22 protein-coding genes are annotated in these 24,910 nt (G+C 33.6%); 12 read left to right on the top strand and 10 right to left on the bottom strand.

All coding sequences use genetic code 11. The features are described 5' to 3' along the window. The first annotated feature begins 12 nt into the window (after nt 1–12). Nucleotides 13–525, top strand: coding sequence for a hypothetical protein (locus tag ACXAFS_RS04685; protein WP_475305614.1), 513 nt, complete (start codon nt 13–15; stop codon nt 523–525). A gap of 7 nt (nt 526–532) precedes the next feature. On the opposite strand, the gene ACXAFS_RS04680 is transcribed toward ACXAFS_RS04685, so the two are convergent. Next, nucleotides 533–1,540 (bottom strand): DUF6695 family protein, encoded by a 1,008-nt coding sequence (locus ACXAFS_RS04680; RefSeq protein WP_475305613.1) that lies wholly within the window; start codon nt 1,538–1,540, stop codon nt 533–535. Nucleotides 1,541–1,682: 142 nt separating this feature from the next. Between ACXAFS_RS04680 and pruA the strand changes: the two genes are divergently transcribed. Then, nucleotides 1,683–3,308: an L-glutamate gamma-semialdehyde dehydrogenase gene (gene pruA, locus ACXAFS_RS04675; protein WP_475305611.1), complete on the top strand. Its 1,626-nt coding sequence runs from the start codon at nt 1,683–1,685 to the stop codon at nt 3,306–3,308. Between the two features lie 146 nt (nt 3,309–3,454). After that, entirely contained in the window at nt 3,455–5,149 is a 1,695-nt protein-coding gene (locus ACXAFS_RS04670) for a T9SS type A sorting domain-containing protein (RefSeq protein ID WP_475305610.1), read from the top strand. 50 nt (nt 5,150–5,199) lie between these two features. Here ACXAFS_RS04670 and rsmG read toward each other — a convergent pair whose 3' ends face one another. Further along, nucleotides 5,200–5,826 (bottom strand): 16S rRNA (guanine(527)-N(7))-methyltransferase RsmG, encoded by a 627-nt coding sequence (gene rsmG, locus ACXAFS_RS04665; RefSeq protein WP_475305609.1) that lies wholly within the window; start codon nt 5,824–5,826, stop codon nt 5,200–5,202. Between the two features lie 140 nt (nt 5,827–5,966). On the opposite strand from rsmG, the gene ACXAFS_RS04660 reads away from it, so the two are divergent. Together ACXAFS_RS04660 and ACXAFS_RS04655 are read left to right on the top strand one after the other, a co-directional pair. After that, complete coding sequence (locus tag ACXAFS_RS04660; RefSeq protein WP_475305608.1) at nt 5,967–7,067, top strand: fatty acid desaturase family protein; 1,101 nt, start codon at nt 5,967–5,969, stop codon at nt 7,065–7,067. An 18-nt stretch (nt 7,068–7,085) separates the two neighbouring features. Continuing rightward, complete coding sequence (locus tag ACXAFS_RS04655) at nt 7,086–8,270, top strand: pyridoxal phosphate-dependent aminotransferase (protein ID WP_475305606.1); 1,185 nt, start codon at nt 7,086–7,088, stop codon at nt 8,268–8,270. Between the two features lie 93 nt (nt 8,271–8,363). Here ACXAFS_RS04655 and ACXAFS_RS04650 read toward each other — a convergent pair whose 3' ends face one another. The 4 genes from ACXAFS_RS04650 to trkA form a co-directional block, all read right to left on the bottom strand. Next, nucleotides 8,364–8,648 (bottom strand): hypothetical protein, encoded by a 285-nt coding sequence (locus ACXAFS_RS04650; RefSeq protein WP_475305605.1) that lies wholly within the window; start codon nt 8,646–8,648, stop codon nt 8,364–8,366. Nucleotides 8,649–8,769: 121 nt separating this feature from the next. Continuing rightward, nucleotides 8,770–9,018: a hypothetical protein gene (locus tag ACXAFS_RS04645; RefSeq protein WP_475305604.1), complete on the bottom strand. Its 249-nt coding sequence runs from the start codon at nt 9,016–9,018 to the stop codon at nt 8,770–8,772. Nucleotides 9,019–9,182: 164 nt separating this feature from the next. Next, nucleotides 9,183–10,685, bottom strand: coding sequence for a TrkH family potassium uptake protein (locus ACXAFS_RS04640; protein ID WP_475305603.1), 1,503 nt, complete (start codon nt 10,683–10,685; stop codon nt 9,183–9,185). Nucleotides 10,686–10,693: 8 nt separating this feature from the next. Further along, on the bottom strand, nt 10,694–12,043 hold the full coding sequence (trkA, locus tag ACXAFS_RS04635) for a Trk system potassium transporter TrkA (protein ID WP_475305601.1): 1,350 nt from the start codon (nt 12,041–12,043) through the stop codon (nt 10,694–10,696). A gap of 181 nt (nt 12,044–12,224) precedes the next feature. Here trkA and ubiE point away from each other — a divergent pair, with 181 nt between their 5' ends. Together ubiE and porT are read left to right on the top strand one after the other, a co-directional pair. Further along, nucleotides 12,225–12,956, top strand: coding sequence for a bifunctional demethylmenaquinone methyltransferase/2-methoxy-6-polyprenyl-1,4-benzoquinol methylase UbiE (gene ubiE / locus ACXAFS_RS04630; RefSeq protein WP_475305599.1), 732 nt, complete (start codon nt 12,225–12,227; stop codon nt 12,954–12,956). Between the two features lie 2 nt (nt 12,957–12,958). Further along, nucleotides 12,959–13,675 (top strand): type IX secretion/gliding motility protein PorT/SprT, encoded by a 717-nt coding sequence (gene porT / locus ACXAFS_RS04625; RefSeq protein WP_475305598.1) that lies wholly within the window; start codon nt 12,959–12,961, stop codon nt 13,673–13,675. On the opposite strand, the gene ACXAFS_RS04620 is transcribed toward porT, so the two are convergent. Then, nucleotides 13,662–14,396 carry a TrmH family RNA methyltransferase gene (locus tag ACXAFS_RS04620; RefSeq protein WP_475305597.1) on the bottom strand — a complete coding sequence of 245 codons (735 nt, stop codon included), beginning with the start codon at nt 14,394–14,396 and terminating at the stop codon, nt 13,662–13,664. The genes porT and ACXAFS_RS04620 overlap by 14 nt on opposite strands. A 103-nt stretch (nt 14,397–14,499) precedes the next feature. On the opposite strand from ACXAFS_RS04620, the gene tamL reads away from it, so the two are divergent. The 3 genes from tamL (at nt 14,500) to accD (ending at nt 19,319) form a co-directional block, all read left to right on the top strand. Next, on the top strand, nt 14,500–17,064 hold the full coding sequence (gene tamL, locus ACXAFS_RS04615; RefSeq protein ID WP_475305595.1) for a translocation and assembly module lipoprotein TamL: 2,565 nt from the start codon (nt 14,500–14,502) through the stop codon (nt 17,062–17,064). 115 nt (nt 17,065–17,179) lie between these two features. Beyond that, nucleotides 17,180–18,247, top strand: coding sequence for a class II fructose-bisphosphate aldolase (gene fbaA / locus ACXAFS_RS04610; protein WP_475305594.1), 1,068 nt, complete (start codon nt 17,180–17,182; stop codon nt 18,245–18,247). Nucleotides 18,248–18,461: 214 nt separating this feature from the next. Then, the gene (gene accD / locus ACXAFS_RS04605) at nt 18,462–19,319 is read left to right on the top strand and encodes an acetyl-CoA carboxylase, carboxyltransferase subunit beta (protein ID WP_138433345.1); all 858 of its coding nucleotides are present in this window, start codon (nt 18,462–18,464) and stop codon (nt 19,317–19,319) included. A gap of 51 nt (nt 19,320–19,370) precedes the next feature. Here the strand turns inward: accD and ACXAFS_RS04600 are convergent, their stop codons facing one another. Together ACXAFS_RS04600 and ACXAFS_RS04595 are read right to left on the bottom strand one after the other, a co-directional pair. Further along, the gene (locus ACXAFS_RS04600; protein WP_475305593.1) at nt 19,371–20,294 is read right to left on the bottom strand and encodes a hypothetical protein; all 924 of its coding nucleotides are present in this window, start codon (nt 20,292–20,294) and stop codon (nt 19,371–19,373) included. A gap of 72 nt (nt 20,295–20,366) precedes the next feature. Then, the gene (locus tag ACXAFS_RS04595; protein WP_475305592.1) at nt 20,367–21,473 is read right to left on the bottom strand and encodes a sensor histidine kinase; all 1,107 of its coding nucleotides are present in this window, start codon (nt 21,471–21,473) and stop codon (nt 20,367–20,369) included. A 184-nt stretch (nt 21,474–21,657) separates the two neighbouring features. On the opposite strand from ACXAFS_RS04595, the gene rpsO reads away from it, so the two are divergent. Next, nucleotides 21,658–21,927, top strand: coding sequence for a 30S ribosomal protein S15 (rpsO, locus tag ACXAFS_RS04590; protein WP_138433348.1), 270 nt, complete (start codon nt 21,658–21,660; stop codon nt 21,925–21,927). A 190-nt stretch (nt 21,928–22,117) separates the two neighbouring features. Beyond that, the gene (locus ACXAFS_RS04585; RefSeq protein ID WP_475305591.1) at nt 22,118–24,364 is read left to right on the top strand and encodes a polyribonucleotide nucleotidyltransferase; all 2,247 of its coding nucleotides are present in this window, start codon (nt 22,118–22,120) and stop codon (nt 24,362–24,364) included. A 51-nt stretch (nt 24,365–24,415) separates the two neighbouring features. On the opposite strand, the gene ACXAFS_RS04580 is transcribed toward ACXAFS_RS04585, so the two are convergent. Continuing rightward, on the bottom strand, nt 24,416–24,844 hold the full coding sequence (locus tag ACXAFS_RS04580) for a hypothetical protein (protein ID WP_475305590.1): 429 nt from the start codon (nt 24,842–24,844) through the stop codon (nt 24,416–24,418). Between the last annotated feature and the right edge of the window lie 66 nt (nt 24,845–24,910).

Raw genomic sequence — 24,910 nt, 5'->3', positions numbered from 1 at the left:
TTGAACTAAATTATGAATTTAAAAAAAGCCCTTTTTATAACTTTAGGGCTAATTGTCATTTTATTTGGATTTACTTCTATTACTGGTTATTCCCTAATAATAGACCTAAATTCTAAAGCAAATATTCATCAAATTAAATGTTCAAACAATTCTATCAATCCTTTTGAAAAATTCGACTTTGAAAGTGATGACAAATGGGAAGTACATTTAGTTTTTGACATACATGATATTAAAAAGTTACCAAAGGATATCACAAAAGTTAATTATTTAATGACTTCAGACATCTCAGTATTAAAGAGCATGAAGAATAACTGGAACTTTAAATGTTCTAATGGAGATATGGCAACCGTTACTAGCAAAATACTCTTAAAGAAAAACGATTTAGTAGTTTTTGAGGCAGGCATTCTTATGAATGACGACATTCAAGGATTACAAAGTGAAGACTTTGGTTGGGTTCAATCTAAAGCCATTCTTTATGATGTGAAAAAATTTAATCGCAGCTATATACCAATCATCTTTATTTAAAAGAAGTTTAGCTATGATAGTCTTTGATTAATTCAAACTTATACACTTTACCTTCTTGTTTTATATTAAAAAACAAACAATTTGAATAATGAATAAACTGATAGTCCTTAGAAATATCAAAGCTATCATCATTCACTTTGTAAATACCATCACAGTCCATATTCCCATAAGGTGAAATTCTTCTAAAACGAAACTCAGAATCGTGTCCTAAATCGTGTAATTCAAACCAGGCACCTGCAGCAATACCACTCAGCCATTGCGCATGTTCTTCCTTAACTTCATTGTGTTTCGGTTTTAGCGTTCCAATCAAACTTGGGTCATAGCCTTTAAGTCTATCTAAAAACAATCGTCTATTTTCTCTGCTGACGGTAGATTTAAATTCACCGATATTGCCTTTTTCATTTACTAAATAGACCAAATCTTCTGTATCTGCAATAACGACATTACCAATGGTACTTGGTGTAAACCATTTAGATCGCAGTAGTTGTCTCTTAATTTTCACATCTAAAATACCTGCAATTAAAGCGTCGGTCACAAACCTAGCACAATTACAAGCGTCCTTTATAAATGCTGCATATCTAATAAAACCCTTAGCTTGCATGGCATCAATATGGTTACGAGCTGACTCATAATTCACAGCATTACAAACCGAGGCATACAAATGACCATCACCATGAGTTAATTTTGGGTTGACAGCTAAAAACTCAAGAATTTCATCTAAGTTTTTAATCGTATTGCCTTCTATTTTTGCTTTAACAGGAAAGTGCAATTCAAAGTCCGTCTCTCGTCCTCTTACTCGTCCATTGGGTTCTGAGGTAATATACCTTCCAAAATCATGATATTCTAAAACACCTGTTTCCTTATGAATTAAAACCATGGCTGCATGTCCAGCTCTCACATGATTTTTACTGCCGATTGAAAGGTATTTTAAATATTTAGAATACCATTCGTCTGCATGAGACACAATAGTTTCAGGATAAGCAAGGGTTAAAATAAAGGCATCATTTTTCAACATAGGTCTTTGTAGAAAATTTTGACGGCAACTTACAAAAAAATATGGATGCAGCTTTCACAGAACTATAACGTTTGAAACTAACTTTCTGCTTTAAAAATTGTACCTTTGCACTTTCAAAAATTCAAACAAAAACAATCATATTATGTCAAAAGGATTCTTTAATGTACCTGTAGCGGTTAATGAGCCTGTAAAGTCTTATGCACCAGGTTCACCAGAGCGTAAAGCTGTAGCCGAAACTTACAAAGCTATGTTTAACAGCAAAGTAGAAGTCCCTTTATATATTAATGGAAAGGATGTGAAAACTGGAAATACCAGAACAATGTCTCCTCCTCACGACCATCAACACATCGTTGGTGAGTACCATTTAGCTGAGCAATCGCACGTTGAAGAAGCCATTGCTACAGCATTAGAAGCTCGTAAGACTTGGTCTCAATTACCTTGGGAACAACGTGCTGGTATTTTTCTGAAAGCTGCAGAATTAATTGCTGGTCCATATAGAGCAAAAATTAATGCTGCAACTATGATTGCACAGTCTAAAACAATCCACCAGGCAGAGATTGATTCTGCATGTGAGCTTATAGACTTTTTGCGTTTTAATGTTCAGTTTATGACTGACATTTACATGGAGCAACCAGAAAGCACAAGCGATGCCTGGAACCGTGTTGAGTACCGTCCGCTTGAAGGTTTTACTTATGCTGTAACACCTTTTAACTTTACTGCGATTGCTGGTAACTTACCTGCTTGTATGGCATTAATGGGTAATGTGGTAGTTTGGAAACCAAGTGACAGCCAAGTATACTCTGCTAAAGTAATTATGGATGTGTTTAAAGAAGCAGGTGTACCAGATGGTGTTATCAATGTTGTATTTGGAGATCCTGTAATGATTACCAATACTGTTTTAGCTAGTCCAGATTTTTCTGGTTTACACTTTACAGGTTCTACATTTATATTTAAAGAATTGTGGAAACAAATCGGTGAAAACATTCACAACTACAAAACATACCCAAGAATTGTTGGAGAAACAGGTGGAAAAGATTTCATCGTAGCTCATAAATCCGCTAATGCTAAGCAAGTAGCAACTGCCATCTCTCGTGGTGCTTTTGAATTCCAAGGTCAAAAATGTAGTGCTGCGTCTAGAGCATACATTCCAAAAGGCATTTGGGCAGATGTTAAAAACTATGTTTTAGAAGATCTTGCTTCATTCAAAATGGGTTCACCTGAAGATATGAGCAACTTTATCACTGCCGTAATCCACGAAGGTTCATTTGATAAATTAGCTAAATATATAGATCAAGCGAAAGCTGATAGTGACGCTGAAATTATTGCTGGTGGAAATTACGATAAATCTAAAGGATATTTTATAGAACCTACAGTGATTGTAACTACAAACCCTAAATACACAACGATGTGTACAGAGTTATTTGGTCCAGTAATGACTATATATGTTTATGAAGACGAGGCTTATTCAGAGACTTTAAAACTTGTTGACGAGACAAGTGAATATGCTTTAACTGGTGCGATTTTAGCCACTGAGCGTTATGCCATAGACGAAGCAACTACAGCACTACAAAATTCGGCTGGCAACTTCTACATCAACGATAAGCCAACTGGTGCTGTTGTTGGTCAACAGCCATTTGGTGGTGCCAGAGCTTCTGGAACAAATGATAAAGCAGGTAGTGCTCAAAACTTGTTGCGTTGGGTATCTCCAAGGTTAATTAAAGAGACATTTGTAACTCCAACAGATTACAGATACCCTTTCTTAGGCTAACCAGTATAACAAACTGAATTACAAATCCTTAAGAGCCTTGTTCTTTTAAGGATTTTTTTTGCTTTTGATAGAATATAACATTGAATTTAGCAATTGCCTTTTGAAACTTTGTATCTTTTAAGTCTAAAACCAAAAACTCCCTCAATATGAAGAAATTTTACTTTTTAATTTTTTTAATTGTTCCCGCTTTAGTTATAGCTCAAACTTCCTTCACTTCGAGCATAACACCAGATTTATCAGCTTATGGTGAAGCAAATAATTATCCTGGCGAAGGTGAATATCAGATTTTTCTAGACACTGATGATGGTATTTTAGACAAACCTATCATTGTAGTTGACGGCTTTGACCCAACAGATTCAAGAAATATTCCTGGACTATACAGTTTATTGGATTTTACTGGCAGCTCTGGTTCACAAAACTTAGCAGACTTAGTAAGAGCAGAAGGTTTTGATGTTATTATCTTAAACTTTCCTGTTTATGTAAGAGCTGCTGATGGTGCAACAATAGATGGTGGGACTGATTTTATAGAGCGTAATGCCATGCTACTTGTAGAACTTTTAGACATTATAAACACCTCAAAGGCCAGTGCTAGTAACCCTGAGCAAAACGTTATCATAGGTCCAAGCATGGGTGGATTAATATCACGCTACGCCTTAAATTACATGGAGGCTAACATGCTAGATGCCGATACGAGACTTTATATGTCTTTTGATTCTCCTCATCATGGAGCTAATGTTCCTATAGGTTTACAACATCAATTAAATTTTCTTGCTAATAATGGCACACAACCAATTGCTGAAGTACAACCACTTATAGAATCTTTTTTAAAATCTCCTGCGGCAAGACAATTATTAGTAGATCATTTTGAAGCACACCTTCAATCTGGAAGTTCGGTAAACTTTGATCCTGCTCTAACCTTGCCTCAACCACACCCTTTTAGAACTCAATTTGAGAGCAACATCAATAGTTTTAATTTTTCAGGATTTCCCGAGAATACAAGAAATGTGGCAATAATAAATGGTAGTGGCATTGGGAGCTCATATTTTGCAATGGGTAATAGCGGACCTACAGTTACAAATGGATATTCTGTAATTAATACTAGCTTAAGTGTTCCTGCAGGTATTTTCACAGCAATTGTTGATATCGAAATAAACTTTACACCAGCAGCTGGCGTAACATCTACAGTAAGTGATATTTCCATCTCTCTTTTTGGAGTTGAAGTAGAAGGGTCTGAAGCAAGTAGCCAATCATTTTCTTACTCTGATGGTGTAGACTCGGCACCTGGTGGACTTTTTGATCTGGCTGCTTTAACTGGTGATATTGCCTCTGGAGGTGGCACAGCAGGTGATTTTGTGAATGCTTTACAAATTGATAAATTCAATTTCATCCCTTCCGTAAGTGGACTTGCATTAGAAATTACAGATGATGAAATAGATTGGCATCACGATATTAATCTGGCTGGTCGTGGTACAACAAACATCACACCTTTTGATAATACATTTTTACCAGATGACAATGAGCCTCATGTGCAGTTAACAGAAGACAATGTTAATTTTGCTTTGGTTGAAATCTTAACTCCTCCTTTAAGTATTTCAGATAATGACGCATATACATTTCAACTGGAAAGCAATCCTATAAAAGATGAAATTGTACTTCTTACAAACACCAATTCAAATGTATCGATACAAGTTATGGATGTTTCAGGAAAGGTAATTTATAAAACTTCAATCTTATTGAATAATAGAACTACAATTCCTATAAATCTGGCTTCAGGGTTTTACATATTGAATGTAAGTTCGGAAAACAATACTAGCTTCACAACTAAGTTTGTCGCTAACTAATCTAATTATAACACATAAAAAAAGCGCTTCGTGTAGAAGCGCTTTTTTATTTAGTTATGCTTAAGTGGTAAATGAATCACTTTTTTAGTCTCAAAGAATTCTTCCTCAAAATAATCTGATAATAGATAGGCTTTAACTGTGGTATACTGCTTTAGTTCTTCAGTTAAATCACCACCTTTTAGATACAAAATTCCATTCTTTAATTCATTTCGCTGCTTTTTCGCAGTTTTTCCTTTTACCCATTTTGTAAACTCTGGCATAGCTGTAACAGCTCTACTTACAATAAAATCATAAGTTTCGTCAATAGCCTCTACTCTACTATGTGTCGTTCTAACATTGGTTAAATCAATAGCTTCACAAACCGCATTAATAACTTTCAATTTTTTATTAATACTATCTACTAAATGAAATTGACAATTAGGAAACATAATAGCCAAAGGCACACCAGGAAAACCACCTCCAGTACCAACATCTAAGATCGAGGAACCATCCACAAACTGTATCACCTTAGCAATGCCTAAAGAATGTAGTACATGTCTAAGATAGAGCTCGTCTATATCTTTGCGAGACACCACATTTATTTTTGAATTCCAATCTTTATATAATGCTTCAAGAGCTGCAAATTGTTCAATCTGATGTTCGGTTAAATCAGGAAAATATTTTAGAATTAAATCCATCTATTACAATTTGTGCAAAAATAACTATTTTAGTGTGCATAAATTAACGCCTAAGCATAAGGCTTCATTTTATTTATTAATTATCTTTGGCAACTTATAATGAAGTTAATCTCCTTTCGTTATAGATAAAAAATAGATTTATGGCTCAACAAACCTTATCATTCTCTCGTGTTGACTCGGCAAAGTTCTTTAGAACTCTAAACAAACGTGTTAACAATTACTTTAAAGAAAATAACATTAAACGTACAGGAAACTGGAAATTATGGCTAAAAACCATTGTTATGTTTTCCCTTTTTCTAACACCATATTTTTTATTACTTACACTAGACATACCTACTTGGGCTCAAATCTTACTCACTGTGGTTATGGGTGTTGGTATGGCTGGAGTTGGCATGAACGTAATGCATGATGGCAACCATGGTTCTTTTTCTAACAAAGAATGGGTAAATCGCCTAATGGGTAGCAGTATTTACATCTTAGCAGGAAATGTTTACAATTGGCAAGTACAGCACAATGTACTTCACCACACATACACCAATATTCATGGGCATGATGAAGATTTAGAAGCTGGAAGAATTCTAAGGTTTTCTGAACACGCAGAATGGCGCAAACACCATAGATTTCAACATTATTACTCTATCTTTTTATATGGGTTACTTACTATCAATTGGGCAATTACGACAGATTTCCAACAAATGAAACGCTACATGAAGCGTAAATTATCTTATGGAAAATTACCAAACCCAATTGTAAATTGGAGTAAGTTGGTGATCTCTAAATTGGTATATCTTTCTATGTGGATTGTCTTACCTATTGTACTAACAGATTTAGCATGGTATGAAGTTTTAATTGGCTTCTTTATAATGCACTATGTAGCTGGTCTTATACTTAGCGTAGTATTTCAGTTAGCACATGTTATGGATGAAGCCGAAATGCCAATGCCTGAAAAAGATGGCACTATGAAGAATACATGGGCAATTCACCAGCTTAAAACTACTGTTAACTTTGGAGCTAAAAACTGGTTAGTAAACTGGTATACTGGTGGTTTAAATCACCAAGTAGAGCATCATATTTTTCCTAATATCAGCCATATTCATTATGGTAAGATTGCTAAAATCGTAAAGGAAACAGCAAAAGAATTTAATTTACCATACAAAGAATACGAAACCACAAGAAAAGCTATTGCTGCACATTTTAGATTTTTAAAAGAAATGGGAATGCGACCAGCAATGCAAGCATAATTCTATTACTACTAAAACATGAACCAACTTTCAGATAGAATTAATAATCTATCGACTTCAGCAACCCTAGCTATGGCTGCAAAAGCCAGAGAACTTAGAGCAGAGGGTAAAGACATTATTGGATTAAGTCTTGGTGAACCAGACTTTAATACACCAGATTTTGTAAAAGAAGCAGCTATTAAGGCTGTAAACGACAACTACAATAGTTATACACCTGTTGATGGCTATGTAGAACTTAAAGATGCAATTATTACAAAGTTTAAACGCGATAATGGGCTGGACTATTCAAGATCTCAAATAGTAGTATCTACTGGTGCCAAACAAGCTTTATTTAATATAGCTTCTGTAATGCTTAATGATGGTGATGAAGTTATTTTACCATGCCCTTATTGGGTTAGCTATGCAGATATCGTAAAATTAAATGGTGGAGTTCCTGTTGAAGTAAAAACAGCGATTAGCAACGATTTTAAAATGACAGCGGATCAATTAAGAGCTGCTATTACTCCAAAAACAAAAATGATTTGGTACAGTTCTCCTTGTAATCCTAGCGGATCGGTTTATAGCAAAGATGAGCTTAGAGCCATTGCAGATGTTTTACAGGAGTTCCCTAATATATATGTTGTTTCAGATGAAATTTATGAGCATATCAATTTTATTGGTGGCCATCATAGTATGGCACAGTTTGAAAATATGTACAATAGAACAATTACTGTAAATGGTGTCTCTAAAGCCTTTGCCATGACAGGTTGGCGAATTGGTTACATTGGTGCACCAGAGTGGATTGCCAGAGCGTGCAACAAAATGCAAGGTCAAGTCACTAGTGGTGCAAACTGTATTGCACAGCGTGCGGTTATAGCTGCTTTAGAAGCAGATCCTTCTGAAATTCAATACATGATTGAAGAATTTAAAGAACGTCGTCAATTAATTTTAGGTTTACTTGACAGTATTGAAGGTTTTAAAACCAATGAACCAGAAGGTGCTTTTTATGTATTCCCTAATGTGTCTTCCTATTTTGGAAAAACCATAAAAGGAAAAACCATAAACAACGCTACTGACATGTCTCTCTTCTTATTGGAAGAAGCTTTAGTAGCCACGGTAACTGGTGAAGCTTTTGGTAATCCTGACTGTATACGTATTTCTTATGCCGCTTCACAAGAACAAATTATCGAAGCTGTTAAAAGGATTAAAGAAGCATTAAGTTAAGCCTACCGATAACTTTAAAAAAGCTATAATTCCCTTTAAGAATTATAGCTTTTTTTATGATGCCATAGCATCCAAACCAAAGTTTTATTTTATTTAATACGTTAAAAGCTCAACTATACCACCTCTTGAAGCAAGAAAAACAGCTGCGAGAATAAAAAATAGAATTGCTGTTACCACTATTACTTTTGCCATTCTAAGCTTGTGTTCTTCTCTCATGCGTCTAGCAATAATACTTAGTTCCTTGTTAGAAGCTTTCGGTAAGTTATACTCTGTCTTTCTGGTATGCTTTTTACTACCTAAAGTATTTCTAAGTTTTTCTCTTTTAGAAAGCAAACTTAGATTATTTTTAATACTCGTTGACATATATCCTCCTGACATAGTTTCTTACTTTTAAATTAAGGTATAGAGCATTAACATTGTATCTATATACATGTTAATAGAGATAAAAGGTATTTTTTAAAAATGCCAGTTTGAGTTCAGAAAGTAAAGTGAATACATTTTAGAAAATAGCGATTAAAGCTATAACGAATACAGATAATTTTAATATAGCTGCAACGTGGTCTACTTTACCTAATTGTGAAGACTTAATACGCTGTCTAATTCCGAAAACAGATTTTGTTGTAGACTTGCTAAAGTTGTGCTTCACAATAGATTTGTAATTAGAAGTTAACAAACCGTTTGTTGTGTAATGCGATACCGCAATGGGTTCTGGTACAGATTCTAATTCTTGATTTAATACTAATTCCATGATTGATAATTTTTAATTGGTTACGCAAATATGACGCAACAGAAATAAAAATGTTACAAGCAGCATCTCAACAATAGCTTGATTTATAGCACATAAAACTCAAAAAACAATAGTAAAATTATAGACTAGCTAAATTTTAAAAAAAATCAAAAAATTTTGAAATTTTATCTGTTTCTCCAGAAAAAAGGAGTCAAAATTATAAGTACTGTGAACAATTCTAATCGACCAATCAGCATTAAAAATGAAGCCCACCATTTCCCTAAAGGTGGTAATGCAGCATAATTATTTACAGGTCCAAAATCACCGAGTGCAGGCCCTACGTTACCTAAGCTTGAGGCTGACAGACCAATAGCAGATTCAAAATCTATCTGAAACATAGAGAACCCTAAACCACCAATAATAAATGATAGCATATATAGAATAAAGAATCCTAAGACATTAAATACAATGTCTTTAGACACCGATTTTGTATTATATCGAACAGGTAAAATAGCATTAGGGTGTAATGAGCGCTTAAACTCTAAAAAACCATTCTTAATTAAAATTAAGTGACGTACAACCTTAACACCTCCAGAGGTACTACCAGCAGAACCACCTAAAAACATTAGTCCAAAGAAGAATACTGTTAAAAATGGTGTCCACATGGTATAATCTGCCGACACAAAGCCTGTTGTAGTAACTACTGCTAACACCTGAAATAAAGCATGTCTAAACGCACTTTCTCCTTCACCTAAAACCATTGGATGCGCAATGGTAGACTGAGACACATCTGCTCTAAAATAAATTAAAATCGCAGCGATGATGGTAAAAATCGCTATGAATTTAAAATATAATTTAAACTCATCATCCTTAATAATTTTGTTAACATTACCTTTAAAAAGGTAGTAACTCAGCACAAAATTTGTACCTGCTAAAAACATGAAAAATATGATGATATATTGGATTGTTGGATTATCATTCCAATATGCTATACTTGCATTTTTAGTTGAAAAACCTCCAGTGGATAATGTACTTAATGCATGATTAATAGCATCGAAAAAAGACATGCCAGCAACTTGTAAAAGAATTGTTTCGGCAACAGTATAACCAAAATATATAAGCCATAAACGTTTTGCAGTATCCGTAATTCTTGGATGCAATTTATCACCACCTGGACCTGGTGCTTCAGCTGCAAAAAGCTGCATACCTCCAACTCCCAATAATGGTAAAATGGCAATAGCGAGTACAATGATTCCCATACCACCTATCCAATGGGTCATACTTCTCCAAAACAAAACACCTTCAGGAAGTATTTCTATATCATTAAGAATGCTGGCTCCTGTTGTTGTATAGCCAGACATGGTTTCAAAAAACGCTTCTGTAAATGTAGGAATGGATTCTGTTGCCATATAAGGCAATGTACCTGTTAGCGACATTACAATCCAACCAAAGGCTACAACAATATAACCTTCACGCTTGTTCATCTCTTTACTGTGATTTTTTGTGCCATACATGGCAACACCACCTATGAGCAAAGTAGATAAACTAGCTAAGAATAAATTTAAGGTTACACCATCTTTGTAAATTAGACTAATTAGCGTAGCCAACATCATAAAACCACCATTGAAAAGCAATAGCAATCCAAAAAAATGGAAAATGATTTTATAATTAAGTCGAATTCTAGACATAATACTAATTACGAGAAAAAGGCCTCTACTTCAGAAATAGAACGCGGTAAACAACAGACTACAACTCTATCGCCAGCTTCAATTTTAAAGCTTCCTAAAGGAATCATACCTTCTCCATCTCTAATAACACCTCCGAAGATAGCCGATCGTGGAAAATTTAAATCCTTAATAAGCTTATTTGTAATTTTAGAGTTAGGCTTAACCACAAATTCTAATAATTCTGCATTCATATTAGTAAGCTTCGTCATGGCTACTACCTCACCCTTTCTAATGTACCTAAATATGTTATTTGCTGCCAGAAGTTTTTTATTGATAAGCGTATCTATACCTATAGATTGAGACAATTGGTAATAATCCATGTTTTCAACCAAGGCAATTGTTTTTCTTACACCTTTTGACTTCGCTAATAAACACGACATGATATTAGTTTCAGAATTACCAGTTACTGAGATAAAAGCATCCATGTCGTTAATATTTTCCTCATCTAAAATCTCAACGTTTCTTCCGTCACCACATATAATTAAAGCATTTGGCAATCTATCTGCTAAATCTTCAGCAAGTGGCTTTTTACTTTCTACAAGTTTTACGTTAAACTTACTTTTACAAAGATCTCTTGCAGTTTTGTAACCAATTTTACTTCCGCCGAGAATCATTACATTCTTAATTTCAGACTTAACCTTACCTGAAAGTTCAAATAATTCAGCATCACCACCAGCAGAAGTCATAAAGACTACTTTATCACCTTCTTTAAATTGTGTATCACCACGTGGAATAATAGTATATTGTGTTCCGTATCGTTGAATTGCAATTGGAATAAAATGTAATTCTGAATACAATTCTGCAGCTTCCTTTACTGTCTTACCAACAAACTTTGCAGTTCTAGAAAGTCTTAAACCCAACATTGTTAATGCACCACCTTCAAACTCATAAGTATCGTTAAAACCGTACTGATTTAATAACAGTTCAATTTCTGATGCTGCTAGAGATTCTGGTGAAATCAACTCATCTATACCAAATTGAGAAAACCCGATGGTATCTTTTTCGTCAATAAATTCTGTATTAGATATTCTGGCAATTGTACGCTGAGCGCCAAGTTGTTTTGCCAGCACACATGCTGTAATATTTGTAGTTTCAGAAGATGTAACCGCTATAAACAGCTCTACCGAATCTATACGTGCCTCTCTTAAAATAGCAATAGATGTGGCGTCTCCCTTAATTGTTTTTATATCCAGATGCTCACCTGCATAGGTTAAGTTATCCTTTTTAGTATCTATAAGTGTTATCTCTTGCGACTCGTAGGACAATAATTTTGCCAAATGAAATCCTACCTCTCCTGCACCTGCGATAATTATTTTCATCTAAACTTTTATTCAAAATAAACATACAAATATAGTAAGAAGTAATAAGTTAACGTGTTTCAAAGCTTTAAACTTAATAGCAATGACAAACTATTAACATTTCAGGAAATTTTTCATTTGTGAATTGAGAATTGTGAATTTTCAAACAAAAAATTTCACGTATTTTTGCAAAAAAATTTTAATGGCTGAAAAAGTTAAACCATACAAAAACAGTAACGCTTCTAAAAAAGAACAGGTTACCGAAATGTTTGACACCATTTCTAACGAATATGATGGACTGAATCGTGTTATTTCTTTTGGTATTGATGTAAAATGGCGAAATAAAGTCGTTAAAATTGTTAGCCAAAAACAACCAGAAAATATTTTAGATATTGCAACTGGCACAGGTGACTTAGCCATTAACCTTGCCTCAACCAATGCCAAAGAAATTATTGGTTTGGACATTAGCAATGGTATGCTAGAGGTGGGAAGAAAAAAAATAGTCACAAAAAAATTAGAGAATATCATCTCAATGGTTATTGGAGACTCAGAGAATTTACCTTTTGATGGCAATACTTTTGACGCCATAACGGTTGCTTTTGGTGTAAGAAATTTTGAAAATCTAGAAAAAGGACTTTCAGAAATATTAAGAGTGTTAAAGCCAAACGGAATTTTTGTTATTTTAGAAACTTCGGTACCAACAAATTCAATTTATAAATTTGGATACAATATCTACTCAAAATTTATATTACCAACTATTGGAAAATTATTTTCAAAAGACAAAATAGCTTATAACTACTTGAGCGAATCGGCTTCGGTTTTTCCTTATGGTGAGGAGCTAAACAATATTTTGAGAAAAATTGGGTTTATTAATGTCGAAGATAAACCACAAACCATGGGTGTGGCAACAATATATACAGCATCTAAAGCATAGTTATGAAGAAAATCCTAGTTTTCTTAACATTTATAATGGCATCTCAATTAGCAACTGCACAATTGTTTACTAAGGAAAAGGTAGCCAACAACATAGATAATTTAGACCAAAAATTCTTGTCTTGGGGTTATTTCTTAGGGTTTAATCAATATGATTTTAAGTTTGAGTATGAAGAAAATCTTGATGATATCTTAGTTGACAATACGTTTGGGTTTCATCTTGGTCTTATTGGAGACATGCGTATTAACAACTACATGAATTTAAGATTAGAGCCAGGTGTTTTCTTTACCACCAGAAATTTAATGTATAACCAAAGTTATTTTGAAGGTACCGATTTTAACGACTCTGACTTATTGCGAGAAGTAAAATCTACTTACATTCATATTCCTTTACTATTGAAGGTTTCAACAAAACGAATAAATAACTTTAAACCCTTTATAGTTGGTGGTTTTTCAACAGCATTAAACCTCTCTAGCAATCAAGACAATCCTGACGATAATAGTGCTGGCGAATTTAGAATGAAGAAAAACACTTACTTCTACGAAATTGGCTTTGGAATAGACTTATACCTTCTTTATTTTAAATTTACTCCTTCAATTCGTGGTGTTTTTGCTATAAATGATGAAATTGTAAGAGATGCCGACCCGAACAGTCCATGGACTGGTAATGTTGCTAAAATGCAAACCAGAGGCATTTTTATAAACTTTACATTTCAATAATTCTCCTTCTAAATTCACTTAAGATAATAGCTGTTGCATTAGCTACATTTAGGCTCTCTGTGTCTTTGGCTGTTCCAAACTGAGGAATTGTAACGCGTCTATCTACAACTGTAGTAATTGCGTCCGAAATACCATTGGCCTCATTACCCAAAACAATAACACCTTCTTTCGGTAAGTCTGCACAATAAATATTTTCACCATCCATATAGGTGCCAAAAATTTCACCTTTATAGTTTGTCATAAATTTTGAAAGGGCTTCATATACAATATTAACTCGCGTTAAAGAACCCATAGTAGCTTGCACTACTTTAGAATTGTAACAATCTACAGTATTGAGACTGCACACCAAATCCTTTACACCATACCAGTCACAGAGCCTAATAATAGTCCCTAAATTCCCAGGATCTCTAACATCATCTAAGGCAATAATCAATCCATCAAGATCTATACTTTCTGATTTCGGAATCTCAAAAACCGCTAATGCTGTATTTGGGTTTTTTAAAGCTGAAATTTTACGTAGTTCATTTTCAGAAACCTCAACAATCTGGTTTTGTGGCGCACTAAAAATTTGTTTGGTGGTATATAATTTATGAAGTTTAAAATCAGAATCAAGAAATTCGGTAATGCCTTTTATACCTTCAACAGTAAAGAGACCTAACTGTTGCCTGTATTTTTTTTGATTTAAACTTTTAATTAACTTTATTTCTTGCTTTGTAACCATTAAAATGTATTTACTTTTGTTGTGGTTAATTACAAAGTAAACCTTTTTTGGACTAATTTTTGTTTATAGCAACCAATATCAAAAAAACATACATCAAATAAACTTGCAAATTCAAAATTCTATACTTGCTAAATTTCCTAGAATACTTAAGGGTATTTTGATGTTGGTTTTTATTACATTATTAAATTCTTGTGATGTTGTAAAACGCGTAAAATCTAATGAACATTTAATCACAAAAAACACCATCATTGTAGATGATAAGATTAATAAAGAAGAACGCGTCAACAATATTATTACTCAGAAAACCAATTCTGGCATGAATAGTCTACTGGGTTTTCCTTTAAAACTCCATGTCTATAATTTGGCAAGACCTAACATAGATTCAATAATAAAAGCCAAAGTACTCAATGATTCGTCAAAAGTACACTGGAAAACAAAACTATTATCTAAAAAACAATTTGACCGCGAAATTGAAGCTAGAAAAAATTTTAATAGTTGGCTAAAACGCACTGGTGAAAAGCCTACCATTTACAACGAAGATAAAACATTAAAAACGGCAAATAACCTTAGAAAATATTACTACAGCAAAGGTTGGTTTGATAATAAGGTAACTTTTGAAGTTGACAAAGACAGTAACAAAAGAGCACAAGTCACGTACAAAGTTACTAAAAGACAGCCCTATTTTTTAGACTCTTTAAAACCAGTTATTAGTAGTCCTTCAATAGATTCCCTTTATCCTAAATTTATTAGAAAAACACTTCTAAAGAAAGGAGAACAATACGATGAACAAAATTTTGAAAATGAGCGTGAGCGCATCAACACCTATTTGAGAAATGCTGGTTTCTACTATTTTGGTCAAGACTACATTAGGTTTGAAACAGACACCATAGATACCAACCATAAGGTTAATACAGACATTATAATAGCAAATAGAACTGTAAGAACAGAAGATTCTTCTAGGATTGAACCTTTCAAAATTTATAAAATAAAAGAAGTCAACATATTTACAGACGATAATTTTGATAATCGCTTCAAAACAATTTCAGACACAACAATCTACAAGGACTACAATTTATACAGCAAAGAGAAACTAAGATTTAGGCCTAAGGCATTAACTGATGCTGTTTTTATAAATAAAGGTGATATCTATACAGACCTAGCACGTAGCAGATCTTTACGCTACCTTAATGATTTACAAATGTTCAGATATCCAAGTATTGAATACATTGAAAATACTGAGGATACTACATTAACTGCAAACATATATCTAGAACCAAAGAAAAAATACGCACTAAGCTTAGACTTAGATGTCTCTCAAAGCAATATACAGACCATTGGTTTTTCTGTAACTCCTGGTTTAAAAATTAGAAATATTTTTAGAGGAGCAGAAACTTTAGAAATTAGTGGTATTGCAGCCATTGGTGCTTCGAGAGATGGCAGTGAAGATGATGATGCCTTTTTTGACATCAATGAGTTTGGTGGTAATATTAGGTTAACAATCCCAAGATTATTTACACCATTTAACACAGACAGTATTATCCCAAAATACATGTCGCCTAGTACAGCAATTAATATATCCACGACAAGTCAACAGAATATTGGATTAGATAAGCAAACCTTATCCGGACTTTTAAGTTACAATTGGTCACCTTCAAGAACAGTTTCTAATACTCTAGAACTCTTTAATGTTCAGTTTGTAAAAAACTTAAATACAAGTAATTACTTTGGAGTTTACACAAACTCTTTCAGTAGACTTAATACTATTGCGCGAAACATTGGCTATATAGCTACAGAAGAAAATCTATCCATTCCTAATGAAGCTAATCAATTTATTAATGACGTACTTAACGGAAATACGAGCTTGTCATCTAATGATGATGATTTTATAACTATAAATAATATTGAAGAACGAAAACAAAGACTTACAGAAAATAACCTTATTTTCTCAACAAGTTTTGATTATAAAAAAGATAGACGCACAAGTATTTTTGACAATGATTTTTCTATTTTTAAATGGCGCGTTGAGCTAGCTGGTAATTTACTATCTAACCTATCTGAAATATTTGGTGCTCCAAAAAACAGCAATGGAGATTATGAGGTATTTGGTGTGGCATTTTCTCAGTATTTTAAAACTGAAGTTGACTATGTAAAATATTTCGACTTAGGCAAAAACAATGTTTTCGCATTTAGAAGTTATGCTGGTATAGCCATACCTTACGGCAACTCTAACAGTATTCCTTTTGCCGAAAGTTTCTTTGCTGGTGGACCTAATGACAACAGAGCTTGGACAGCTTATAACCTAGGGCCAGGAAGCTCTAGCTCTACTAATGAATTTAACGAAGCTAACTTTAAGATTCACTTAAGTGCAGAACAACGTTTTGGACTTTTTGGAGATTTAAGAGGCGCACTCTTTGTTGACGCAGGAAACATCTGGAATGTTTTGGACAATGTTGAAGATGATAGAGCGACCTTCACTGATTTTAATTCACTCGAAAATATAGCCGTTGGTTCTGGTTTTGGACTTCGTTATGATTTCGGTTTTTTTGTACTTCGCTTTGATACTGGTTTTAAAACCTATGACCCTTCGCAACAAGAAGGTAGTCGTTGGTTTAGAAACTATAACTTTAGAAATGCGGTGTACAATATTGGTATAAATTATCCTTTCTAACTGCATTAATTCATCTACATCGTTTTCGATATTTTATAGCCATTATTCTGATTATTCACATCAAAAAATGACTAAAATTATGTATTTTTGATATCTAATTTTCAATCATAAAATAATGAGTCATAATATCAAACCTGGCGTTGCAACAGGAAGAGAAGTTCAGGAAATTTTCAAACTAGCTAAAGAAAAAGGATTTGCCTTACCAGCAGTTAATGTTATAGGTTCAAATTCTATTAATGGTGTTTTAGAAACTGCTAAAGCTTTAAATGCTCCAGTAATTATTCAGTTTTCTAATGGAGGTGCGCAATTTAATGCAGGAAAAGGTCTAGGAAACGAAGATCAAAAAGGTGCTATTGCAGGTGCTATTGCAGGTGCAAAACATGTACACCATATGGCAGAAGCTTATGGGGTTCCTGTAATCTTACATACAGACCACTGTGCAAAAAAATTATTACCATGGATTGATGGCTTATTAGATGCTAGCGAAAAGCATTTTGAAGAAACCGGCAAGCCTCTTTATAGTTCTCATATGATTGATTTATCTGAAGAACCAATTGAAGAAAACATAGAAATCTGTAAACAGTACTTAGCTCGTATGAGCAAAATGGGTATGACTTTAGAGATAGAACTTGGTATTACAGGTGGTGAAGAAGATGGTGTAGACAATAGTGATGTAGATGCTTCAAAATTATACACACAACCAGAAGAAGTGGCTTATGCTTATGAAGAATTAAGCAAAGTTAGTGACCAGTTTACTGTTGCTGCTGCATTTGGTAACGTTCATGGTGTATATAAACCAGGTAATGTTAAATTGACACCAAAAATTTTAAAGAACTCGCAAGAATATATCACAGAAAAATATAATGTTGGTCACAATCATATTGATTTTGTTTTTCATGGTGGTTCTGGCTCTACAGTTGAAGAGATCAGAGAAGCTATTGGCTATGGAGTAATTAAAATGAATATTGATACTGATATGCAATGGGCTTTCTTAAGTGGTGTTAGAGATTATGTACAAGACAATCATGATTACCTACAAACTCAAATTGGTAATCCTGAAGGTGACGATGTACCAAACAAAAAATATTACGATCCAAGAGTTTGGTTAAGAAAAGGAGAACAAGCTTTTGTTGAGCGTCTTAAAAAAGCATTTGAAGACTTAAATAATGTAGATACGTTATAATAATGCATTCCATATTTTCAGACCTATCAAGACTGTCTTATAGTTTTGATAGGTTTGTTTATTTTAACAATTACATGAAACAACTACTTTTGAGTTTAATTAAATAGTAGTAATTTTGCTTCAACTAACTAATAGCAATAATTATAGAAATCTTTTTTTATCTATGATTAAAATTACCCTAAGTGAAGTCTAAGGGTTTAAAAATCAAATTTATATGGCTTGGTTTAAAAGAAAGGATAAAGGAATTCAAACCTCTACAGAAGAGAAAAAAGACACTCCCAAAGGACTTTGGTACAAATCTCCTACTGGTAAAATAATAGACACTAAAGAATTAGAACAAAATTTTTACGTAAGTCCAGAAGATGGCTATCATGTAAGAATTGGAAGCAAAGAGTATTTTGAAATTCTTTTTGACGACAATAAGTTTAAAGAATTAGATACAAATTTAACATCTAAGGACCCTCTTAAATTTGAGGACACCAAGAAATACCCAGATCGTTTAAAAGCTGCACAAGCTAAAACTAACCTTAAAGATGCTGTGCGAACTGCCGTAGGAAAATCTATGGGAGAAGATTTAGTTGTTGCCTGTATGGACTTTGGGTTTATAGGTGGATCTATGGGTAGTGTTGTTGGTGAAAAAATTGCAAGAGCTGCAGACTATGCTTTAAAGAAAAAGATTCCATTTATGATTATTAGTAAATCTGGTGGTGCTCGTATGATGGAAGCTGCCTTATCACTAATGCAGTTAGCTAAAACTTCAGCTAAATTAGCACAACTTGCAGATGCTGGTATTCCTTATATTTCTTTATGTACAGACCCAACTACAGGAGGTACTACAGCTTCATTTGCGATGCTAGGTGATATTAATATTGCAGAACCTGGTGCATTAATTGGTTTCGCAGGCCCAAGAGTTGTTAGAGATACTACAGGACAAGAACTTCCTGAAGGGTTCCAAACCTCAGAGTTCTTATTAGAACATGGTTTCTTAGACTTTATAACACACAGAAAAGATTTAAAGAAAAAAGTAAATCAATATATCGATTTAATAAAGAATCAACCTTTAAGAGCGTAAAAAAGCGAGCCTAATGGCTCGCTTTTTTACTCCAATCAACTAAAACTAAATCTAATTTAGCACTATAGGTATTTCTGTACCGTTGTTAAAAGTAAACGTCGCTTGGTTATCGCAATCGCCTTCACCAAAATCGAAGATACCACCAAAATTTGTACGTTGCACATCAAAAGAACCACTTACAAAATAGGCACAAACAACCTCTCTTCTTAGCGGAACTAAAACTTCGTAGGTATGTGTATTACCATTTACAAAAGTTGCAGTCCAATTTCCTGTAATTTCAAAAACATTATCACTAAAAACACCACTTCCAAAACCTTCAACCCATTCTCTTATCCTAGTTCCTTCTCTAGAAGCTTGCACACCATTTGGCCATATAACTGTAACATTTAAGTTGTGTGTAAACTGTGGATTTCCGTTGTCGTTAGATAATTCTTTCAAAATAGAACGACTTGCAATTACATTTTTAGCATCAAAATAGAAATCAACTAAATTATAATTAATAGCAATTTCTTGTGCTTCTGGATTTCTGGTATAATCAAAAACAATCTGTCCTTGTATTAAGTGTTCATTAACCACACATCCTTCTGTACCAAAATCTAACGTTACTTCTCTGTAATTTTGTTGTGCTACCACAGTAATTGTAACACATTCTGGAATATCTCTAGAGTACGTTTCTCTTGAAGAATTGTCTTGGGTGTATTCAATTCTATCTGCCGACTCAAACTCTTGTTGCTCATAAGCATCTATAACTATATCACCTAAAATATTATCTATTTGGTCGATTTCAGCAGAACGCTGTACTTCAGTAGTATCTTGTGTTACATCTTCTGTTTCTATAACTTCATCATTGTCGCTACAAGAGGTAAATGTTAAACCTAAAACCAAAAGGCTTAAAATTCCTTTTTTAAGGACATTAATTTTTTTACTTATGTCATTAAAAATGACATGTTTGAGTTTGTAATTTGAATAATTCATGATTACTTTTTTTATTGTTAATATGATGTTAAGACTATAACAATTGAAAAAAGTTTAATCGAAAAATAAAATTTATGCTTTTCTAAAATAAATTGAAAACTCTGTTCCTAAGTCTACCTCACTGCTTACAGTAACCTTACCTCCTAAAGATTCAATATGATTTTTGGTAATAAAAAGACCAATACCTATGGCATCATCGTTATAATGAAAAGTTTTGTACATCTGAAATAGCTTGTCACCAAACTTATCTATATCGATACCTAATCCATTATCTTTAATTTTGAAAACAATGTGCTCGTCTTCAACTAAAGAGGTCAATTCAATAATAGGTGTCCTTTTTTCAGATTTATACTTAATGGCATTGGTAAGAAAATTTAGGATTATACTATCTAGATATGCAGGCACACCTTTTATATAGTGAGATTCATCTATTTCATTATAAATTAAAGCATTTGAGTTTTGTGCCATAGCAATGATATTATACATGGCTTTTTCAACATATTCATAAAGATTAAGGTCTTGTAATTTTGAAGGTTCTATTTCTCTAATCTTTGCAACTTCTGTAAGGTGAGCAACGGTTTCTTCTAAATTATCTACTGCTTGCTTTAACATATTGTAGTTCTCGTTAGCTTTTATTCCTTCAAAGTCGTCTTCTAAGAATTTCGTTAGCGAAGTAAGATTTCCTGAATGCGATCTAAGATTATGCGTTACTATATTTGCAAAAGACGTTAATCTATCGTTCTGCTCTTTAGCCACACTCAACATAGCTTTTAACTTATCTTGATTTTTTTGACGATTGGTTATATCTGTAAACTGCCAAATCATATGTGGTCTACCCTCTTTAAAGTACACAAGAGTCACATAGATTAACACCCAAATAACATCTCCGCTTTTATGAAAATAGCGCTGCTTTACGCGATACTTATCTATTTTTCCACTTATTAACTTTTCAAACTTTTCTTCATGCACGCCCAAGTCTTCAATAAAGACAATGTTGTCTATATCCATATTAAAAAGTTCGGATTTTGTATAACCAAAAATATCAGAAACAGCTTCGTTCATTTTAAGCCAATTGCCATCCATACTTACAACAGCAATACCATTATATGTATTGTTAAACACACGATCGAGAACATCGTATGCATTAGCAACATTTTGAGAAGAGCGGATAGCTTTCATCCTACAAAAATTTTCAGGATCAATAGGAAAAAGCTCTTAATTAGCCAGGGGAGACTTTATTAAAACACTGTTATACAGATTAAAAGTTACAAAAAAAAACCACAAATCACAAAGAAAGTATTATATTTGCCGCTTGAAAGAAAATCTTTCAAAGTACATAACAATCATTTACAATAATATTAGAATGTATTTATCTAAAGAGAAAAAAGAAGAAATCTTCGCAAAACACGGTAAAGGAAAAAATGATACCGGTTCTGCTGAAGGACAAATTGCGTTATTTACGTACAGAATTAACCATTTAACTGAGCACTTAAAAAACAATCGTAAAGATTATAACTCTGAGCGTTCTCTAGTAAAGTTGGTTGGTAAGCGTAGAGCTTTATTAGACTACTTAACTAAAAAAGATATCTTAAGATATCGTGCTATCGTTAAAGAATTAGGATTAAGAAAATAATCTAAATACGAAGACCACGCTTTTAGCGTGGTTTTTTGTTTACAATATAACGTCTTCGAAAGCGTTTAATTTTCGAATTGAAGAAGCTACAACAGTTTTTCATTGGTCACAACAACTACACAACAACACAACGGCCATTGTTTAACATCGCTGGTTATGCACGGCATATCAGCTGAAGATTTAAAATTTTATGATTCCAAAAACTTACAAAGAGGTCATAGACCTAGGTGATGGTAGAGAAATCTCTATCGAAACCGGAAAACTTGCAAAACAGGCACATGGTTCTGTTGTTGTTCAATCAGGTGAAACCATGCTACTTTGTACTGTAGTTTCTAATTATGAAGCTGCAAACGTAGACTTTTTACCATTAACAGTAGATTACCGCGAAAAATTCGCTGCAGCAGGTCGTTATCCTGGCGGATTCTTTAAACGTGAGGCACGTCCTAGTACAGAAGAAATTTTAGTAATGCGAATTGTGGACCGTGTTTTACGTCCATTATTCCCTAAAGATTACCATGCTGAAACACAGGTAATGATTCAGTTAATGTCATTAGATAAAGATGTTATGCCAGATGCTCTTGCAGGTTTAGCAGCTTCTGCAGCTATTCAATTATCTGACATTCCTTTTGAAACTCCTATTTCTGAAGTTCGTGTGTCGCGCCTTAATGGTGAATTCATTATCAACCCAAGCTTATCTCAATTAGAGCAATCTGACATCGATATGGTTATTGGTGCTTCTGAGGATTCTGTGATGATGGTTGAAGGTGAAATGAGTGAGATTTCTGAAGAAGAAATGATTGAAGCAATCAAAGTTGCACATGAAGCTATTAAAGTTCAGATTGAAGCTCAAAAACGCTTAGTTGCGCAAGTTGGTAAAAAAGAAACTCGCGAGTACGAGCCAGAGGCTGAAGATGAAGCAGTATTAGAAAAAGTAAAAGCGTTTGCTTACGATAAATGTTACGAGATTGCTAAAGCAGCGTCATCTAAAAAAGATAGAGGTGTTGCTTTTTCTGAAGTGAAAGAAGCCCTTAAAGCGGAATATACTGAAGAAGAACTTGAAGAAGTAGGTGGTTTAGTATCAAAATACTTCAGTAAAATACAGAAAGAAGCTGTTAGAAATTTAGTATTAGAAGAAGGTATCCGTTTAGATGGTCGTAAAACTACAGATGTAAGACCAATTTGGTGCGAGGTTGACTACCTACCGTCTACACACGGTTCTTCAATATTTACACGTGGTGAAACTCAAGCATTAGCTACGGTTACCTTAGGCACATCTCGTGAGGCTAACATGATAGACAACCCATCTTTAGAAGGTGAAGAACGTTTCTATTTACATTATAACTTCCCTCCATTCTCTACTGGAGAAGCAAGACCTTTAAGAGGAACTTCTAGAAGAGAGATTGGTCACGGAAACTTAGCACAACGTGCTTTAAAACGTATGATTCCTGAAGATTGCCCTTATACAGTAAGAGTTGTATCTGAGGTATTAGAATCTAACGGTTCGTCTTCTATGGCAACAGTTTGTGCTGGTACTATGGCAATTATGGATGCTGGTGTACAGATGACAAAACCAGTTTCTGGTATTGCAATGGGACTAATTTCAGATGGTGAGCGTTACGCTGTATTATCTGATATTTTAGGTGATGAAGATCACTTAGGTGATATGGACTTTAAAGTTACTGGTACTGCAGACGGTATTACCGCTTGCCAAATGGATATAAAAATTAAAGGCCTTAGCTATGAGATTTTAGTAAATGCACTAAACCAAGCTAAAGATGGTCGTATGCATATTCTTGGCAAATTAACAGATACAATATCTACACCAAACGAAGGAGTAAAAGCACATGCACCTAAAATGGTAACTGCTACTTTACCAAACGACTTAATTGGTGCCTTTATTGGTCCTGGTGGAAAAGTAATTCAAGAGTTACAAAAAGAAACAGGAACTACAATTGTAATTAATGAAGATCCTGTTACTGGAGAAGGTATTGTTGAAATTTTAGGAACAGACCAAGAAGGTATTGATGCTGTTTTAGCTAAAATAGATTCGCTAACTTTTAAACCAGAAGTTGGTAGCATTTACGAGGTTAAAGTTATTAAAATGCTAGACTTTGGTGCTGTTGTAGAATACACTGAAGCACCTGGCAATGAAGTATTATTACACGTAAGCGAATTGGCTTGGGAGCGCACAGAGAATGTATCTGACGTGGTGAACATGGGAGATGTATTTGATGTAAAATACTTTGGTATAGATCCTAGAACACGTAAAGAAAAAGTCTCTCGCAAAGCTATTTTACCAAAACCAGAAGGTTGGGAAGATAGACCAAAACGCGATAACAATCGTAATAGAGACAATAATCGAGGACGTGATAATCGTAACAGAGGTAATAACCGCAGAGACGATAGAAACCGAAGAGATAATAACAAAGAAGATTAATCTTTTTTATATTCTAAAAAAAGCCCATCAAATTTGATGGGCTTTTTTATATTAATAAGGAAACTGAATTGGTGTAAATTCAGTGCTTGGCCCATCCCAAGCAGTAATGATAATTATCGACATTATCACACCAGAAATTAATAATCCCATACCAGTACCATATATGATAGACATTGTTTTATTATGCAACCGTACAGACTTAATAGAATTAGGGTCTAAAGGATTTAATTCATCTTTTCCTTTAACTCTTTTAATACCGTAATAAAAACCATTAGAATGAACAATTTTTTTAAATTTAAGTTTTGTTCCATTTTTGGTCATCATTTTTACTCTTTTACCTTCTTCAACGGCTTTATCTAGAGTAACATGTTCTTTATGATAAACACGACAACTTTGAAATAAAATTAAACTTGTAAGAATAATACTAATTAGTATTATTTGTTTTCTAGCATTTTTCATATAAATAAAGTTTAGATTCATAATCTAAATTAATTTGCACAAATTGAAACTATATTATTAATTTCAAGTAATTCACAACATATTTTT

The organism is Winogradskyella sp. ABM4_392 (assembly GCF_056160445.1).
The sequence above is the reverse complement of the archived record's forward strand: the minus strand, read 5'-3'. Positions and strand labels throughout refer to the sequence as shown.